The following is a 17,437-nucleotide window of genomic DNA, read 5'->3' as shown; positions in this document are numbered from 1 at the left end:
CGTCTTGACCGCAGCGACCACAGTCTATGCCCGCTTCCGCGACACCGCGCTCCACCGGGGCGACGCCGGCTTTCTCAACGTGCTGCCCGAGACAGCCGAGATCTACGGCATCGCGGCCGGGGAGATCTCGTACCGGGCCATGCTCGAGCGGGTGGAGCGCTGGCGCGCGGCGTTTGCGAGCCGCGGCTATGGCCAAGGCCATCGGGTCGGGCTTCTATTGCAGAACAGGCCGGTCTTCATCGAGCTATGGTTCGCGCTGAACGCGCTCGGCGTCTCCGTGGTGCCGATCAACCCGGATCTGCGGGTCAGCGAGCTCGAATACATCATCGCGCATTCCGAGATGAATGCCGCCTTCGTGCTCGCCAAACGGCGCGACGAGGTCGAGACGGCGGCGCGCCAGGCCGGCCGGCCGATTCCGGTTGTGACCGACGGCGGCGATGTTCCGGCCCTGTTCGGCGGCGCGCGGCCGGCGAACGCCGGTGACGGTGCGAGCGAATGCGCGCTGCTCTATACGTCGGGGACAACAGGCCAGCCCAAGGGCTGCGTGCTCACCAACACCTACTTCCTGTATTCGGGAGACTGGTATCGCGACGTCGGCGGGTTGATCGATCTCAGCAGCGACGGCGAGCGCATGATCACGCCGCTGCCGCTGTTCCACATGAACGCGATGGCGGTGTCGCTGATGGCGATGATGTCGGTCGGCGGCAGCCTGACGATGCTCGATCGCTTTCACCCGCGCAGCTGGTGGACATCGGTGCGCGACAGCCGCGCGACCTGCCTGCATTATCTCGGCGTGATGCCCTCGATGCTGATGAGCGCGCCGCCGTCGGATGAGGACCGTGCGCATAGTGTGCGGTTCGGCTTCGGCGCCGGCGTCGACAAGCTGCTGCACGCGCCGTTCGAGGAGCGCTTCGGCTTTCCGCTGCTCGAGGCCTGGGCGATGACCGAGACCGGCAGCGGCGGCGTCATCGCGGCCAATGTCGAGCCGCGCAAGGTCGGCACCAGCTGTTTCGGTCGTCCGGCGCCCGAGGTCGAGGTTCGGATCGTCGACGACGGCGGCAACGATGCGCCCTTGGGAATGCCGGGCGAGCTCCTGGTGCGGCGGGCGGGGGATGACCCCCGCTACGGCTTCTTCAGGGAGTATCTGAAGAACCCGGAAGCGACCGCAGAGGCCTGGAAGGACGGCTGGCTGCATACCGGTGATATCGTGTCGCGCGATGCCGATGGTGATCTTCATTTCGTCGACCGCAAGAAGAACGTGATCCGCCGCTCCGGCGAGAACATCGCCGCGGTCGAGGTCGAGTCCGTTCTCAACCGTCATCCCGCGATCCGGCAGGCCGCGGTCGCGGCAACGCCCGATCAGGTGCGCGGCGACGAGGTCGCGGCGGTCATCATCGCGGAGCAGCCGGGCGCGGACCGCGCGCTCGCCGAGGAGATCGTGCGCTGGAGCCTGGAGCAGATGGCCTATTACAAGGCGCCGGGCTGGATCTGCTTCGTCGAAAAGCTGCCGCTGACCGCGACAGAGAAGATCCAGCGCGCCGGCTTGAAGGATTTCGTCGCCAAGCTGATGCGCGAGGGTGCGTTCTTCGATTGTCGCGACCTCAAGCGGCGGCAGGAGTGACAATTGGCAGGGAGCCGATCATGAGCCAGACCCGCACCACACTGATCACCGGAGGCAATTCCGGGATCGGCGAGGCATTGGCGAAGCAGCTCGTTGGCGAAGGGCAGCGGGTCGTCTCGGTCGGGCTTGAGAAGCCGGTGTGGACCCATGAGCTGCTCACCGCCTATCGCGCGGATCTGACCAGCCTGGCGGAGACGCGGGCCATTGCCGAGAAGATCTGCCGCGATCACGCGGTCGATTGCCTCGTGCACAATGCCGGCATGATCCTGCCGAACCCGCTGCCCGATGCGAAGCCGGAGGACATCCTGACGCTGGCGCAGCTGCATCTCGGCGCACCGATGCTGCTGACCCAGGCGGCGATGGAGGGGATGCGGTCGCGGCGGTTCGGTCGGATCGTGTTCGTGAGCTCGCGCGCCGCGATGGGCGCGGCGACGCGCTCGGCCTATTCCGCGACCAAGGCCGGCGTGCACGGCATGGCGCGGACCTGGGCGCTGGAGCTGGCATCGAGCGGGATCACGGTGAACGTGGTGGCGCCAGGTCCAATCCTGACCGACAATTTCTGGGGCATCGTCCCGAAAGGCTCCGAGCAGCAGGACAAGATGGCGCGCAACGTTCCGGTCGGGCGGCTCGGCACGCGCGAGGACGTGGCGCACGCGATCGGCTTCTTCCTCGACGAGCGCTCGGATTTCGTGACCGGACAGGTGCTCTATGTCTGCGGCGGCACCAGCCTCGTCGGCCTCGGTCCCTGATCACTTCAAATCAGGTCAGATCTGGTTCTGGCGGATGTTCTCGACCATCTTGGCCAGCACGCGGGCGCAGACCTCGATCTCGTCGGGGTCGATGCCGACGGTCAGCCGGTCGTAATTGTTCTCCATGATCGGCCAGATCTTGCGCAGCAGCGCCTCGCCATCCGACGTCAATCCGACCACCCGGCGACGCTGATCTTCTTCCGCGATCTCGCGCTTGACGAGGCCAGCTGTCACCATCGACTCCACCATACGGCTCGCGGTCGACTGCTCGGTGACGGCCAGCACGGCGATCTCGTTGACGGTCAGGGTCTTGTAGATGAACAGCACCGACAACGTCCGGAACACGACGTTGTTGATGTTGTGCTCGCTGAGATCGCGGTTCTGATCCAGGTTCCAGCGATTGGCGAGCCGGTTGAACAGATAGGGAATGTAGCTTTGCAGCTGGTCCCGCGTCCGCGGTGGACCGGATTTCCATCTGCTCCTGGAGTCTTTGGCCATTACTTCCTGCGACCCTGCTTCTTGCTTTCGCTGCCAAGTTTCGAGGAGAGCGACCGCAGCATCGACAGTGCCGTCTCCAGCTCCCGTGCGGGGATGCTTTCGAGCCGTTCGCTCAGATGCTTCTTATGCACGTCGGCGGCCTTCCTGAACAGGGCCTCGCCCTTCGGCGTCAGGCGCACGATGAACGAGCGGCGGTCCTCGCTCGACATCTCCTTGCTGATGAGATCATCGGCCAGCAGGCGCTGCACCAGGCCCGAGACGTTGCCGCCGGATACTTTCAGGTTCTGCGACAACTGCCCGAGCGCCATTCCGTCCTTGTAACGATCGAGTTGCGCCAGCACGTCGAATTTTGCCAGCGACAAGCCGAACTCCGAGCTCAGCATCGAATTCAGCGAGGCAAACAGCTCGCCATGCAGCGACAGCAGTTGCAGCCAGAGCCGGGTTTCGATCTGCCCGAAGACAGGAGCCGTGCTCTCCTTGAGGGCTGACGACGTCATGCGAAGCTCTTGATGGTCTGGATCACGCCGTCGAGTTCCTTGCCCGCGCTGTCCTTCAGCGCGGCTTCCCGCAGCCGGCGCGCCCAGTCGGCAGCATCTTCGCGCGGCGCGACCAGCTTGATCGCGGCCAGCGTCTTGTCGAATTTCGACAGGCCGCGGCTGTGGGTGTCGGAATAGCCTTTGACCAGGCGCCGGCATTGCAGGATCTCGACGCCCAACTGGTAGTTCGTTCGGACGGCCCCCGTTGCGGCCTTGAGCCATTCATCCCGGTGCGCCGTCTCGATCGCGTGGCGCAGCGAGCGGCGACGGATGCCGCGCAGTCCGCCGACGACATAGAGCGCGACGAACCATGGCAGCGAGTAGGTCTTGACCCGTCGTCCCTTGTTGACGCGGCGGTCGAGCCAGCCGACGAGGCGCGGCTTTCCACCAAGCCAGCGGCCAAATCCCGCCGGCAGCATGCCCATGACCTCCTCCATGCGGGGATGCATGAATTCGGTGGTCTGCAGCACCTGGCCGTCGAACAGTTCGAGCTCACCCTCGATCCGCGTGCGGCGGGCCGATCGGGTCTTGAGGTCGGCAACGCGGATGACGTCATCATAGGTCATCGCGTTGGCGAGATATTTTGCGGCGGTCTGAGTGAAAGCAAAATTCCGCTCGGCGCCGTCGGAGCTGCGATCGGCGGCGTGGAGCCTGCCGAGGATATCGAGATATTCGCCGCCATAGGCGACGTCCTGGAAATCGACCACCTTCTTCAGCCCGGCGCGGCCGATGGCGTGTGCGGCCTCGGGCAATTCCTGCGTCAGCCGGGCGGCGAGGCCGGCAAGACGGGGATCCAAAACAGCCGGAGAAGAGGGCGTCTTGGCAGCCTCCGATTGCGCGGGTGCCGCTACCTCCGGAGACTTCGACTGCACGCGGTCAAACGCAGCCTCGAACGCGCGGACGCTGGCCTGCGCGCCTTTCTCGCCGGCGCGGATCACGTCGAGATAGCTCTCGCGGCTGAAGCTCAGTACGCCGGCGCCTGCGAGGGCGCCGAACATCGCGGCCGAGATCACGCTGCCGTTGGCGATCGCCAGCGCGTTCATGTCGAAGATGATCTCGGTCTTGGCGGCAATTCCGATGGCGCCGGTCACCGCGCCCTGGTCGGCGATGCCGTTGCCCGGCGCGATCTTCTCGCCGATCGCAAAGGTCCGGTGATTGGATGCGATCAGCGTGGTGCGATCCGGCGTCACCAGGCCGCGCAGGATCGAGCGGCCGGCTTCCATGAATTCCGCCGCCATCACCACGTCGACATCGCCGGGCGTCGGCATCAGCGACAGGATCGGCTTGCGGCCATCGAGCGGCGGCATCGCCTCGATGTAGTATATCGTGGCGCCGGTGCGCTGGGCGACGCCGGGCACCGAGGTCGACTGCGCGACCCAGCCATGGTTTTCGGCGAGCTGGACGATCCAGTCGGTGAGGACGCCGCCGCCCTGGCCGCCCATCGCGACGATCGCAATCGAGATCGGCCGCTCGGTTGCATCACCCGCGGCAGGAAGCGCCAGCTTGACCGTTTCGTCTCTCATGCCGAAATTCTCATGCCAAAGCCTCTAGCCCCGGACGCCGGCGATCGCGCCGCCGTTGCAGCCAGCCGATCACGGTCATCGCGATCTTCGACTTGAACTTGTCCCAGCCGGTCGGATTGTGAATGACGTCGGCGCGGTAGAACGAGGGACACAGCACGGCCGCATCCGCGACTTCGCCGCAATTGCCGCAGCCGACGCAGGAATTGTCGATCGCCGCGACGGGATCGTCGCGCAGGGGATCGTCGAGCTGCTTGACCGAGAGCGACGGGCAGCCGGAGAGGCGGATGCAGGCGTGGTCGCCGGTGCAGACATCCTCGTCGACGCCGAACCGTTCCTTGACGGTGCGAACGCCGTCCTTGATCGCCTGGCTGATCTGCGGCTTCACGCGGCGCTGCTTGTTCAGCATGCATTCGGAGGAGGCGACGATGACCTTCGGGCCTTGCTCCTTGGTCGTCAGCGCTTCCTTCAGCGTGTCGCGCATCCGGCCGACATCGTAGGTGCGGTCGATCTGCCGGACCCATTGCCCGCCGATGCCCTTCACGGCCTGCACGATCGAGTTGTTGGTGTTGCGCCGCTTGCTCACCGCGCGCGACGACAGGATGTCCTGACCGCCGGTCGCCGAGGTGTAGTAATTGTCGACGATGACGAACACGCCGTCATGCTTGTTGAAGACCGCGTTGCCGATGCCGCTGGTCAACCCGTTGTGCCAGAACCCGCCGTCGCCCATCACGGCGATCGAGCGCTTGTCGGCCTTGACGTTGAAGGCCGAGGTCGAGGCGGGGCCGAGGCCGAAGCCCATCGTCGTCGCGCCGATGTTGAAGGGCGGCAGGATCGAGAACAAATGACAGCCGATGTCGGCGGAGACGTGGTGCTCGCCGAGCTCGCTCTCGACCAGCTTCATGGCGGCGAAGATCGGCCGCTCCGGACAGCCGGTGCAAAGGCCGGGCGGACGTGCCGGCACGACCTGCTTCAGCTTCTCGACCTCGGGATGGCTCAGCACGGAGCTCGCATCCGGCGCCGGCGGCCGGTTGCCGAGCAGCCGCGGCTCGGTCTTCTCGAGGAACTCGCGCACACCGCCGAGCAGCACCTGCGCCGTGTAGTCGCCGCCCATCGGCAGCACGTCCTTCCCGTGGACGCGCGCCTGGATATCCCGGCGGCGCAGCACCGTGTTGATCGCCTGCTCCAGATATTCCGGCTGGCCTTCCTCGACGATCAGGACCGCGTCCTTGTCGAGGCAGAACTCCGCGACCTCGGTGTCGATCACGGGGTAGGTGACGTTCATGACGTAAAGCGGGATCTGGGTATTGCCATAGGCATCCGACAGCCCGAGATATTGCAGCGCGCGGATGACGTTGTTGTACATCCCGCCCTGCATGATGATGCCGACCTTGCCCTGCTTCGGCCCCATCCATTCATTCAGCCGGTTGTCCCTGACGAAGTTGATGGCCGCGGGCAGCCGCGTCTTGATCTTCTCCTGCTCATGCTCGTAGGCCGCCGGCGGCAGCACGATACGGCCGACGTCGCGCTTCGGATTGTTCAGGGCGTCCTTGATGGTGTGGGCCGGCTTGACATTGTCCTTGCAGGCAAAGCTTCCATGCATGTGACAGGCGCGGACGCGCACCTCCAGCATCACAGGGGTGTTCGAGGCTTCCGAGAGCTCAAAGCCCTTCTCGATCAGATTGACGATGCATTCATGGTCAGGCCGCGGATCGAGCAGCCAGATCTGCGATTTCATCGCAAAGGCATGGGTGCGCTCCTGCATGATCGAGGAGCCTTCGCCGTAATCCTCGCCGACGATGATCATCGTGCCGCCGGTGACGCCGCCGGAGGCGAGATTGGCGAGCGCGTCGGAGGCGACATTGGTGCCGACCGTCGACTTCCACGCCACCGCGCCGCGCAGCGGATACATCACCGAGGCCGACAGCATCGCCGCGGCCGCCGCTTCATTGGCGGAGCTCTGGAACACAACGCCGAGATCGTCGAGCACGTCCTTGGCGTCGGCCAGCACGTCCATCAGATGCGAGATCGGCGAGCCCTGATAGCCGCCGACATAGGCGACACCGGATTGCAGCAGCGCCTTGGTGATGGCGAGGATGCCTTCGCCGCGGAAGGTGTCGCCGTCGCCGAGCCGGAGATCCTCGACTTCACGAGCAAAAGACCGTTCAGCCATTGCACCCTCCAGAAATATGCGATAGCATACGTTTACATGTAAAGTAAGTCAACGCTGCGCCATGCCGTCAGACTTCGCGGATCTCTGCTCCGGACGGCGATCATGAGCCAGCGACAGGGTAGGGCCAATGCTGAAGCTGCCGCGCTTTAGAGCCGCCGCCGTTCAGGCTTCACCTGTATATCTCAATGCAAGCGCGACCGCCGACAAGGCCGCCTCACTGGTGCGTGAGGCCGCGGCGAACGGCGCGCGGCTGGTCGCTTTCCCCGAAGTGTTCGTGCCCGGCTATCCCTATTGGAACTGGATCACCGATCCCGTCACCGGAAGCGCCTGGTTCGAGAAGCTGGTCAAGGCATCGGTGCTGGTACCGGGTCCCGAGATCGACATCGTCCGCAAGGCCGCGCGCGACACCGCCTGCTACGTCGTCCTTGGCGTGAACGAGCGCAGCCCGGTGTCGCTCGGCGCCATCTACAACACGCTGGTCTTCATCGGACCGGACGGAACGCTGCTCGGCAAGCACCGCAAGCTGGTGCCGACCTGGGCAGAGAAGTTGACCTGGACCGGCGGCGACGGATCGAGCCTGCGCGTCTATGAGAGCGAGATCGGGCGCCTCGGCGGGCTCGCCTGCGGTGAGAACACCAACACGCTCGCGCGCTTTGCGCTGCTCGGGCAGGGTGAGCTGGTTCACATTGCGAGCTACATCTCGCTGCCCGTCGCGCCGCCGGACTACGACATGGCGGAGGCGATCAAGCTGCGCGCCATTGCGCATTCCTTCGAGGGAAAGATCTTCACGATCGTGTCCTGCTCGACCGTGTCGGAGGAGATCATCGCGGCGATGCAGACCGTCGTTCCCGATGCGCGGGCGCGCCTGCAGCGCAAGTCGAGCGCATTCTCCGGCGTGATCGGGCCGGACGGCCGTCTCGTCGGCGAGCCGCTGATCGACGATGAAGGCATCGTCTATGCCGATATCGACCTCGAGCGCTGCATCCAGCCGAAGCAGATGCACGACATCGTCGGGCACTATAACCGGTTCGACATTTTCGATTTGCGGGTCAATCGCCGTCCGCAAACGCCGCTGGGCCTTGGGGAAGGCGAAGGCATGGCGGCGGATGAGGCGGAGCAGACGAACTTCGCATCAATTCCCGGCAGGACGGAGTGATCCGACGTGCCGATCCAACGACGCCACGAATCGCCAACTCTCCTCACCGTCGTCCTGGCGAAAGCCAGGACCCATTACCCCGAATGGCCATTGTCGCGCGATCTGCGGCCGCGATCCTTTTCACAATCGAATGCGGTGGTTATGGGTCCTGGCTTTCGCCAGGACGACAGCGGGGATGTGGCGACGGGACTGCATGAGACAGGACGTCACGAGATAGGAGTCGGACAGCATGGGCGAGAACATCATCGGCCGGGCCAATGTCGAGGATACTCCGGAGCTCAAGGCCTACTACAAGGACCTCGAGAAGTTCGAAGCCGGCGCACTGTGGACCGTCGCCAACAAGATCGAGCCGTGGCAGCCGCAGTCGGCGTCCGTTCCCGTGCTCTGGCGCTACAGCGATCTGCGTGAGCATGTGCTGCGCTCGGTGGAGCTCGTCTCGCCCGAGAAGGCGGGCCGGCGGGTGATCTACCTCAACAATCCCGGTCGCCGCGACGTGTCGGCCGCGGTCGGCTGGCTCTATTCGGGCTTGCAGGTCATGCACCCCGGCGAGGTGGCCTCCGCCCATGCGCATTCGGCCTCCGCGCTGCGCTTCATCATGGAAGGAGCGGGCGCCTACACCATTGTCGATGGCCACAAGATGACGCTCGGCGCGCGCGATTTCGTGCTGACGCCGAACGGCACCTGGCATGAGCATGGCGTCGAGGCGAACGGCTCGGTCTGCATCTGGCAGGATGGGCTCGACATTCCGCTCGTGAATGCGCTGGAGGCCAATTTCTTCGTCGTGCACCCGAAGATCCAGCAGGAGGAGTCCGGCTACCCCGTCGACGACATGACCAAGACCTGGGGCAATCCCGGCCTTCGGCCGGCCGGCTCGCGCTGGTCGAACGGCTATTCGCCGATGTTCAAATATGAGTGGGAGCCGACCTACGAGTCGCTGCTGAAATATGCCGCCGCGACCGACGGATCGCCCTATGACGGCATCCTGATGAACTACGTCAATCCGATCACCGGCGGCCATGTGATGCAGACCATCGGCGCCAGCATGCAGATGCTGCAGCCGGGCGAGAAGACCAGGTCGCATCGCCACACCGGAAGCTTCGTCTACCAGGTCGCCAAGGGGCGCGGCTATTCGGTGATCGGCGGCCAGCGGTTCGAGTGGCAGGAGCGCGACATCTTCTGCGTTCCGTCCTGGGCCTGGCATGAGCATGGCAACGCCTCGGAAAGCGAGGACGCCTGCCTGTTCTGCTTCAACGATCTGCCGGTCATCGAGGGGCTCGGCCTCTACCGGGAAGAGGCCTATGGCGACAATGCCGGCCATCAGCCGGTCGCGGCCTGACACTTCTCCGCAGAACTCAACCCGCATAACCGGATCAAGCTTTCATGCGTCTTGTCACCTACACCTTGGGCTCTAGCGGCGCCCGCCTCGGGGTCGTCGTCAACGGATTGGTCGTCGATGTCGAGCGCCTCGGCGCGTCACGCGGCGTTGCCTGGCCGGCCGACATGCTGTCCTTCATCGATAACGCCGTCACCTTGCTGCCGGCGTTGAAGCAGGCCCTGGACAACGCCAACGGCAGCCTGCCGGCCGGTGCAGCCGTTCCGATCGAGGATGTGAAGCTGCAGGCGCCGATCCCGCGCCCGCGGAAGAATATCTTCGGCATCGGGCTGAACTACCGTGCGCATGTCGCGGAGTCCGCTAAGAGCCTGGACACCGACAAGGACCTGCCGAAGCAGCCGGTCGTGTTCTCCAAGCCGCCGACCGCCGTGATCGGGCCGGGCGCCGCGATCCAGCACAATGCCGGCATGACCCAGCAGCTCGACTGGGAGGTCGAACTCGCCGTCATCATCGGCAAGACCGCGACCCGCATCCCGGTCGAGAAGGCGATGGATCACGTGTTCGGATATTCGGTCATGATCGACATTTCCGCGCGCGACAATCGCCGTGCCGGGCAGTGGATCTTCTCCAAGGGCATGGACACCTACGCGCCGTTCGGCCCCTGCATCGTGACCGCGGATGAGATTCCCGATCCGCATGATCTGAGACTCTGGCTGACCAAGAACGGCGTCACGAAGCAGGACTCCAACACCAAATACATGATCTTCGATATTCCAACCCTGATCGCCGACATCTCGTCCGGCATGACGCTCGAACCGGGCGACATCATCGCGACCGGAACGCCCGAAGGCGTCGGCGCCGGCATGAGCCCGCAGGAATGGCTGTGGCCCGGCGACGTCGTCGAGGCCGGAGTCGATGGCGTCGGCGTTATCCGCCACCCGGTCGTCGCGATCTGATGACGTCGTTCTCGTTCGATCGCGAGCTGCGGTTCGGCGACTGCGATCCCTCGGGCATCGCCTATTTTCCGTCCTATCTGAACATCCTCAACGGCGTGGTCGAGGAGTTCTGGTCGACCATCGGGTTCTGCTGGCCGAACCTGATCGCGATCCGGAAGATCGGGACCCCGACGGTGCATCTGACCTGCGACTTCTCACGGCCATCGAAGTTCGGCGACCGCCTGACATTCGGCCTGCGGGTCGTCAAGATCGGCCGTGCGTCGCTGCATCTGTCGCATGTGGTCACGGGCGCAGATGGCCTGCGCTGGCGCGCCCGCCAGATCCTTGCGGGGACCTCGCTGGTCGACCATCATGCAATTCCGTGGCCCGACGACGTTCGCGCGGCGCTCATGTTGCATCTGCAAGCCGGCGAGGAGGCGGCGGCATCATGATCTCGCTGTTCATGACGTTCTCCGATCCGACAGGCGTACGGCGAATTGAACCGGATGATGTTACGGCTGCGGCTGCCATGGTCGGGTCGATTCCGGGGATGGCCGAGGGCCTGCTGTTTATGCCGCTGGAGCAATCGGTCGATCATCCCTACAAGGCCGACGGGGCCGGGCCGGTCTTTGCGCTCCTGCTGCGCTTTCCGAACCTGTTTGCGTGCGAGGCCGCGATCGATCGCGGCGGTGTGCTCGCTGCTCTTGCAGCAGGTCGCGGGTTGCCGAGCCTTGCCGGATTGGACGTGACGCACCAGGCGATGGTGACGCGCGCCTTTTCGATCGACGACGCCATGCATGCCAACGGCACGGTCACGCCGTGCAGCTATCTCGTGCACTATCCCGGACCGGCCGAGGACATGAACGCCTGGAATTTGCATTATTTGGAGCATCATCCGTCGATCATGCGGACCTTTCCCGGCGTCCGCCAGATCGAGATCTATACGCGCATCGATTGGGTCGACCGGCTGCCGTCGCAGCGGGTCGAGTACATGCAGCGCAACAGGCTGATGTTCGACAGCCCGCAGGCCCTTGCGCGCGCGCTGGGCTCCGACGTGATCAAGCGCATGCGCGCCGACTTCGTCCAGTTTCCGCCGTTCGCGGGCGGCAACAAGCATTTTCCGATGCTGACAAGGGTGGTGCGGCCCATAGCATGATGGGATCAAAGCTGGTTGCGGGCCGCGCTGGACAAGAGACTTATGCGACGTAACGGAAGGTGTTCAGGGCATGCACGCGCGGCGCATGCACTCATAGTCGCCCGGCTCGCGAAGGTAGGTTGTTAAAGCTTCTATTTTGTTTTTTCGAACACAAGGAGGCTCCTCTGCATCCCCTTATCTGCCCAGCTTGGCATTATTCGCCACGTCGAAGTGACTTGAAGGCGATCCCCGTCTAGGCCGTGAACCCATAGAGCTGCTGGGCGAGGGCTTGCCAGAGTCCGCTATGCACCGATAGCGATTAAATTCCGCATCGCAGCGAAATGACGCGATGGGCCAAGGGCGACGTTGCCATCAATCGATACGATTTGAACTGAGCCTCTAAGAAACGCGAAAGGAAAGCGACCTATGGGTTATAAGCCGCGAATTAATGCACATGAGACATGTCATGAGATGGCTCCCGTCATATCTAGCGCGCGGTGATATCAAGGGCATCCTATTCGTTTTTCGTTCTCTTGGGTCTTATGGCTTTGAGCTTCTATTGGTTTCCGAACTCTAGGCCGCACAACAATGGCTTCGGCCCGGACTGGGATTGCACCCCGATCCCGAATGGCCAACCGATCTGTATAAAAAGGCTAGGCCGGTGACCGCCAGAGGCTGCCGGGATGAGACATGGCGAGAAAGCGTTATAGCTAGAATTTGGGGCGGTGCCTGCTCCGGGCCAACAGGCGACATCGCAAGTTCGTCATGATAAGAGGAGGCCGCGCCAACCGCCTTAGTCGTGAGGTTCGTATGATAACCGACCGAAACGCGCTGTCCGTTGATGTCGAATATGTCATCGACGCAAATGGCTCGAAGACGGTTCTGGTGGTCGAGACCGACTTACAGCTAGACCCTCCCGAGATCGATTTTGATAAGGCGGCAGTGGACGCGCTTCGCTCTGATCTAGAGCGGCATCGTGCGTCAAATCCTTACATCGACACAATTCGGCTCGTGCGAAGGCGGCTTGGGCCAGCCGAGCCGATAACGGTAACCGGAACGCTTGGCGAGCACCGAATTAGGACCACCCCTAACTCAACCTAGCGGAACGGCTCATTCCACCGGATGCGCGCGATGGGTCAAATGCAGCCCATCCTGATCGGGTGAGATTGAGTCCGCTCCACATCAACAAGTCGACGTGAACTTCTGTTACGGACCAGAAGCGGGCTTGCCACCTTACCGAGTGTCTGACGCACTGGAACGAAGAGGCAGGTTATGCACACTCACGCCCGCCACGAGAATTCCAGCGCTTGCGATCCAGAGCCAATAACCGCTCCCGTATGAAATAATCTCCAACTCGCCGAACTTATCACTGAGTGGCACGGTAGCTACTCCCAGAAACGTCAGGGTCAGTCCCAACGCAAGGAACGCAGAAATCCACGCTGCGGATCGCTTGTCGGCAAGATATAAGAACCAGGCGGCTACAATGATTGGGTTGGCAAGCCAAGCAGCATAGCCAGCATTGGGAAGCACCTCTTCGCGAAAACTAGCGACCATAGCGATGGAAGAGAAAGCGCAGATCAAGGCGGCAAGGTACCATCTTGCGCAGGCGCACAACCATCCTGCGAGTATTAGGACGAAAAGCGGCGGGTGAAGCCAACTACCGAGCACCCCACCCCATCCTATAAGCAATAGGCCAAGACCGGGCTCGCTTCTTCTCTCTCCCACAACGTAGCAACATTCGGTTACAAATGCTGTTTGGGTAAGACAAGCGATGAACATAGTTGCACTTGCGACCAGGACGGCAGTACGCCAAGTCCTCAAGTTGGGGTCGCCATGAAGAAGCCCAAAGAGAATGTTTAGTGCGCTGCTCACGCCCGAATGACCTATCTTAATGAAACACGACCGTGGGCATCGTAGCCCATAGACCGGCTTCTGTTTTTGCAGATTTCTAGGAGAGTTTGCGTACCCAAGTCAGCTTCGGGTCAAAATCGCCCCTCCCATCGCTAGAGGTGGACGCGGGTACGTCTCCAATCGTCTGAAAGCGGAAAAGGGATCGGAAGGGCTCCGAGCTGAAAATGACCAGCCTCACAAGTTGAGGAGGTCAACATGACCGATGTTCTGAGCGTTACCCATGCCGTCTCGAAACGCACTCCTTGGAACAAGGGAAAGATCGTCGGTGCGAAGCCGCCGCTCCGGCCAAAGCATGTCTGGTCAATCCGCACCAAGCTCCAGGTGGAAGGCAGGATGCGTGATCTGGCGCTTTTCAACGTTGCAATCGACAGCAAGCTTCGCGGCTGCGACGTCGTAGCATTGAAAGTCGATGATGTTGCCCCGGGTGGATATGCGGCCGATCGCGCGAGCGTCCGACAGAGGAAGACCGGCCGGCCGGTCAAATTTGAACTGACGGAATCCACCCGCCAGGCGATCGATGATTACCTCCGGTCTACCGGTAAGAAGTCAGGCGCGTACCTGTTCGCTGGTTGGCGGCAGTCTGGACACATGACAACCCGACAGTACGCCCGCCTCCTATCTCGCTGGATCGCTGACATCGGATTGGACCCGCACCTGTTCGGGACGCATTCTCTTCGCCGAACCAAAGCGACCCTGATCTACCGCCGAACCGGCAACCTGCGAGCCGTGCAGCTCCTGTTGGGGCACACCAAGATCGAGAGTACTGTCCGGTATCTCGGCATCGAGGTCGATGACGCCCTCGCGATAGCGGAACAAGTCGACGTCTGATTTCGGGGGCAGAGCAGACGGCCTCTGCTTTGCCCTCACGACCGGCTTCGGGCCATTTGCGGAAGTCCACTCATTTAATTAATCTGACCATCTGCATGAAACCCATTACCATCCTTGTCCTATCTCTATCGTTTCTAACCTACCATCGCGTGGCGCTGGGGCAGCCTTTCCGGTGTCCGGTCTGCCGCGCGGTGCTTCCTTACGGACATTGCCCCGAAGGTGGCATCGGCACTGTGCTGCAGCACGGCATCGCATTCTCGGGCACGGTTGTTGCAGCCAAGCCTATTGATTGTGGCGTTCAGATCACAGCAGAGGTGACACGTTCAAGCCCGCCTTCATTGTCCGCCGTAATCAAAATTGATGTTGGTCCATGTTCGATCTGGGCAGGAAAGATCGGCGATCCGATTAACGCCGTAGTCTCGACAGAGCCCGAGCCAAGCGGTGCTTACTTAGCCTTCGGCTACTGCGGCGAAAGCAGATAATTTACGAGGAGCTGCAAGTCTGTCGGCTTCGGGTCAAACTCGGAAGTCGGATCGCGCAACCGAGGAGTTCCGTACGCAGATGCCCTCTACCAATTGACGTCCCAAGCCACATCCTTGACGAACAGGAATGACCAAGTTGTTCAGCTGCTGAAGCGGAACGTACGTCATGCTGCCCGGACTGAGGCGAATACCTCAGTCCCGTTTGAGGAAGCTACAGCCGCAGCTTTGCTGCCTCTGCATCCTCTTCGTCGAGCGGGTCATTTTTCTGGGCTGCAGTGGAGCCAGCGACAAGCCTCAATAGCAGGGCGGATAGGGATGGTATCCACACGCCCTGCGGTAGCCATACGCTCCATAAGCCGCAGCTCCCGCCGCTGCCGCACCATAGTAAGCTCGACGATGAACCCTGCGATTAACGCCTGCTACGCTCATCGGTGTGAGTGGTCGCCCAACTCGCGCTTCCGCACGGTCAAGGGATACGGATAGCACCTTCGCAGGCGAGTAATGGGGCGACAACGGAGCTGTCGCAAAGAGCGCAGCAGTCACGATCAATCCAAGAACCTTGGCATTTCTTGTCATGTTGCTCTCTCCCCTCTAGGGCGGTGATCAAACATGAGCCTGACATGGCGCCTTGCGTCTCGCCGTTGATCTGGATCAATAGGAACCAACTTCGAATGCGCCGCCCAGAATGCGGACGAGGCTTTTACGGCCGTGGGACGGCAGATCTGACACCGCGATGACCGCTCCGGGTCACATGCGGGCGTGGCGGCACTATCCGTCCTTGATCCGCTCGTACCCCGTGAGCAGACGTCAAAGTGTAGCAGCAGAGAGGCAGGTTCGGGACAACTACGGACTCATGCATGCCGCAAAGAGGCTCCCGCTTGGCAAGATTATGCGTTGGCTTCAACGACCGCGAGTGATCATGGGCAAAAGAGTTGGATCGTAATCTGGTTCTTGGGGTGCTTCAAAGTCTCGGACGGCGACTCTCCGAACGCGGCGCGATAGTTCACCGCAAAGCGGCCAAGCTCCCAAAAGCCATGGTCGGTAGCTATGCGAGTGACCGTTGACGTCGATGGAAGCGCGCTCAGCAATGCGCGACGCACGAGGTGCATTCGACGCAGGGTGAGAAAACGGATCGGTCCCATGCCCAGATGCTCTTTGCAGGACGCGCGGAGCGTTCGCTCCGAGACGCCGATAGCTCCGCAGATTTCGGCGAGGTAAAGCGGCCGGTCCGGATTTGCCTCGAGAAACGCTTTGAACCGCGCAATGACCGCATCGTGGCGTCGGCCACGAGTGCTAGTGGTCGTGGGAAGTACTTCAATGTCGGAATACGGGAAAGCTGGTTGGCACGCCAGCGGATCGGTAAAGCAAAGAGCTCGACTCCAGAACATTCCCCGCTCTCCAAAAAACAAAACTGCGATTGGCCACCAGCGAGCACAATGCGGCAATGATCTCGGTTGTATCCTGCTTATGTCAATACCTTTGATTGATGTGCCTTTGATTGATGTACCTTTGAAACCTTTAGTTGATTTACGTATTTTGACGGTGGCGATATGACCGAGGGACATTCGGTGGCATCGTCACTCTTGGCATGCCAGCGCTTTCAAATTTGGGCTCACCCCGGCGATATTCGAGAGCGGATAGCCATGGCCTCGGACGTCGAGGAGCGCTTCCGGTCAAAAGCGGCGGTCAGCCCAACGATCTTGTGGCGTCTGATTTTCGTCAGCCGACATGGCAGTGGCTGTTGCGTTGTTCAGCTCAGGGTCCAAGGGAGCAGACACGCCGAACATTATGATGTGACTGAAGCTACCCGACTATGTCGGAGATCTGTCAATCCTGCATGTGTTTGGCTACTTCAGAGCCATGGAGCATGGAGCTTGCAGCCGGTTGCTTGATGTCCGTAGTGGGTCACTAGCAGACTTGTGGCTACGGCATTGCCCTGCGCAAATTTCTGTCACCGAGTAGTTGCTACTGAGTGCGAGTGGCAAACAGCACTGTGCTCTCAATAGATAACACCACGCGCTTTCGGTCATTGATCAATTCGATGAGGTTCTTGACGATGCCTCGACCCGGCTTGCTCGACAAGCGCTTGTCTAGAATTGTGATGCGTTCATGCAGCCGGTCACCTGAACGAACGGGTTCCAGGAATTTGACGTGCCAGTCAAAGCCCCCCAAAAAGGCCCACGTTCGATCCGGCCGGTTCACTATTTCATGGGATAGCCGGTACATCAGGCTGATTGTATAGCCGCCACTGGCGACCAATCCGCCAAACGGCGATCTAGTGGCTGCCTCTGGATCAACGTGAATTGGCCACGGATCGTTTGTGCGACCGTAGGCAAGCATTTCCTCGTGATCGACGGCGGACTCGGCCGACGTCCAACTATCTCCAACATTCAAGTCCTCGAAGTACGTCATATCCATGAACGAACTCCATGTGTCGGCTGACGGGGTGAAAACGGAAGAGCGGCAAAGCCCGGCCATTGTCGCGAAAATCTCGTGGAGCGCAATCACACAAATGCTCTGAGCAGCCGGGCTAGGGCTGCGCGGCACGGAGGTCCGCAAC

Annotated in this window: 15 protein-coding genes; 9 read left to right on the top strand and 6 right to left on the bottom strand. The window is 61.9% G+C overall.

Annotated features, from left to right (window positions below; all coding sequences use genetic code 11):
• The first annotated feature begins 4 nt into the window (after positions 1-4).
• Together QDT69_RS00080 and QDT69_RS00075 are read left to right on the top strand one after the other, a co-directional pair.
• The gene (locus QDT69_RS00080; protein ID WP_279704640.1) at positions 5-1,621 is read left to right on the top strand and encodes an ATP-dependent acyl-CoA ligase; all 1,617 of its coding nucleotides are present in this window, start codon (positions 5-7) and stop codon (positions 1,619-1,621) included.
• 20 nt (positions 1,622-1,641) lie between these two features.
• Complete coding sequence (locus tag QDT69_RS00075; protein ID WP_279704639.1) at positions 1,642-2,370, top strand: SDR family NAD(P)-dependent oxidoreductase; 729 nt, start codon at positions 1,642-1,644, stop codon at positions 2,368-2,370.
• Between the two features lie 15 nt (positions 2,371-2,385).
• Here QDT69_RS00075 and QDT69_RS00070 read toward each other — a convergent pair whose 3' ends face one another.
• From QDT69_RS00070 to QDT69_RS00055, 4 genes are read right to left on the bottom strand one after another with little or no spacing between them, the layout of a single operon-like run.
• The gene (locus tag QDT69_RS00070; RefSeq protein WP_279704638.1) at positions 2,386-2,868 is read right to left on the bottom strand and encodes a MarR family winged helix-turn-helix transcriptional regulator; all 483 of its coding nucleotides are present in this window, start codon (positions 2,866-2,868) and stop codon (positions 2,386-2,388) included.
• A complete protein-coding gene (locus QDT69_RS00065) occupies positions 2,868-3,365 on the bottom strand; it encodes a MarR family transcriptional regulator (protein WP_074127411.1) in 498 nt (165 codons plus the stop codon). Before QDT69_RS00065 ends, QDT69_RS00070 begins: the two co-directional genes overlap by 1 nt.
• Entirely contained in the window at positions 3,362-4,927 is a 1,566-nt protein-coding gene (locus QDT69_RS00060) for an indolepyruvate oxidoreductase subunit beta family protein (protein WP_279704637.1), read from the bottom strand. The genes QDT69_RS00065 and QDT69_RS00060 overlap by 4 nt, the downstream gene beginning before the upstream one ends.
• Positions 4,928-4,937: 10 nt before the next feature.
• The gene (locus tag QDT69_RS00055; protein ID WP_279704636.1) at positions 4,938-7,097 is read right to left on the bottom strand and encodes an indolepyruvate ferredoxin oxidoreductase subunit alpha; all 2,160 of its coding nucleotides are present in this window, start codon (positions 7,095-7,097) and stop codon (positions 4,938-4,940) included.
• Between the two features lie 127 nt (positions 7,098-7,224).
• Here QDT69_RS00055 and QDT69_RS00050 point away from each other — a divergent pair, with 127 nt between their 5' ends.
• From QDT69_RS00050 to QDT69_RS00020, 7 genes are all read left to right on the top strand, one after another.
• Positions 7,225-8,253 carry a carbon-nitrogen hydrolase family protein gene (locus QDT69_RS00050; RefSeq protein ID WP_279704635.1) on the top strand — a complete coding sequence of 343 codons (1,029 nt, stop codon included), beginning with the start codon at positions 7,225-7,227 and terminating at the stop codon, positions 8,251-8,253.
• A 229-nt stretch (positions 8,254-8,482) separates the two neighbouring features.
• Positions 8,483-9,589 (top strand): cupin domain-containing protein, encoded by a 1,107-nt coding sequence (locus QDT69_RS00045; protein WP_279704634.1) that lies wholly within the window; start codon positions 8,483-8,485, stop codon positions 9,587-9,589.
• A gap of 44 nt (positions 9,590-9,633) precedes the next feature.
• Complete coding sequence (locus QDT69_RS00040; RefSeq protein WP_279704633.1) at positions 9,634-10,542, top strand: fumarylacetoacetate hydrolase family protein; 909 nt, start codon at positions 9,634-9,636, stop codon at positions 10,540-10,542.
• Positions 10,542-10,973 (top strand): thioesterase family protein, encoded by a 432-nt coding sequence (locus tag QDT69_RS00035; RefSeq protein WP_279704632.1) that lies wholly within the window; start codon positions 10,542-10,544, stop codon positions 10,971-10,973. The genes QDT69_RS00040 and QDT69_RS00035 overlap by 1 nt, the downstream gene beginning before the upstream one ends.
• Positions 10,970-11,677 carry an EthD family reductase gene (locus tag QDT69_RS00030; protein ID WP_279704631.1) on the top strand — a complete coding sequence of 236 codons (708 nt, stop codon included), beginning with the start codon at positions 10,970-10,972 and terminating at the stop codon, positions 11,675-11,677. Before QDT69_RS00035 ends, QDT69_RS00030 begins: the two co-directional genes overlap by 4 nt.
• 2,085 nt (positions 11,678-13,762) lie before the next feature.
• Positions 13,763-14,395, top strand: coding sequence for a tyrosine-type recombinase/integrase (locus tag QDT69_RS00025; RefSeq protein WP_279704630.1), 633 nt, complete (start codon positions 13,763-13,765; stop codon positions 14,393-14,395).
• Between the two features lie 95 nt (positions 14,396-14,490).
• Positions 14,491-14,877: a hypothetical protein gene (locus QDT69_RS00020; protein ID WP_279704629.1), complete on the top strand. Its 387-nt coding sequence runs from the start codon at positions 14,491-14,493 to the stop codon at positions 14,875-14,877.
• Between the two features lie 917 nt (positions 14,878-15,794).
• Here the strand turns inward: QDT69_RS00020 and QDT69_RS00010 are convergent.
• Together QDT69_RS00010 and QDT69_RS00005 are read right to left on the bottom strand one after the other, a co-directional pair.
• Positions 15,795-16,442: a helix-turn-helix domain-containing protein gene (locus tag QDT69_RS00010; protein WP_279704627.1), complete on the bottom strand. Its 648-nt coding sequence runs from the start codon at positions 16,440-16,442 to the stop codon at positions 15,795-15,797.
• Positions 16,443-16,842: 400 nt separating this feature from the next.
• Positions 16,843-17,437: MaoC/PaaZ C-terminal domain-containing protein (locus QDT69_RS00005; protein WP_279704626.1), on the bottom strand; the 595-nt coding region annotated here is incomplete at its 5' end.

The organism is Bradyrhizobium sp. CER78 (assembly GCF_029846235.1).
Lineage (GTDB): Bacteria > Pseudomonadota > Alphaproteobacteria > Rhizobiales > Xanthobacteraceae > Bradyrhizobium.
The sequence above is the reverse complement of the archived record's forward strand: the minus strand, read 5'-3'. Positions and strand labels throughout refer to the sequence as shown.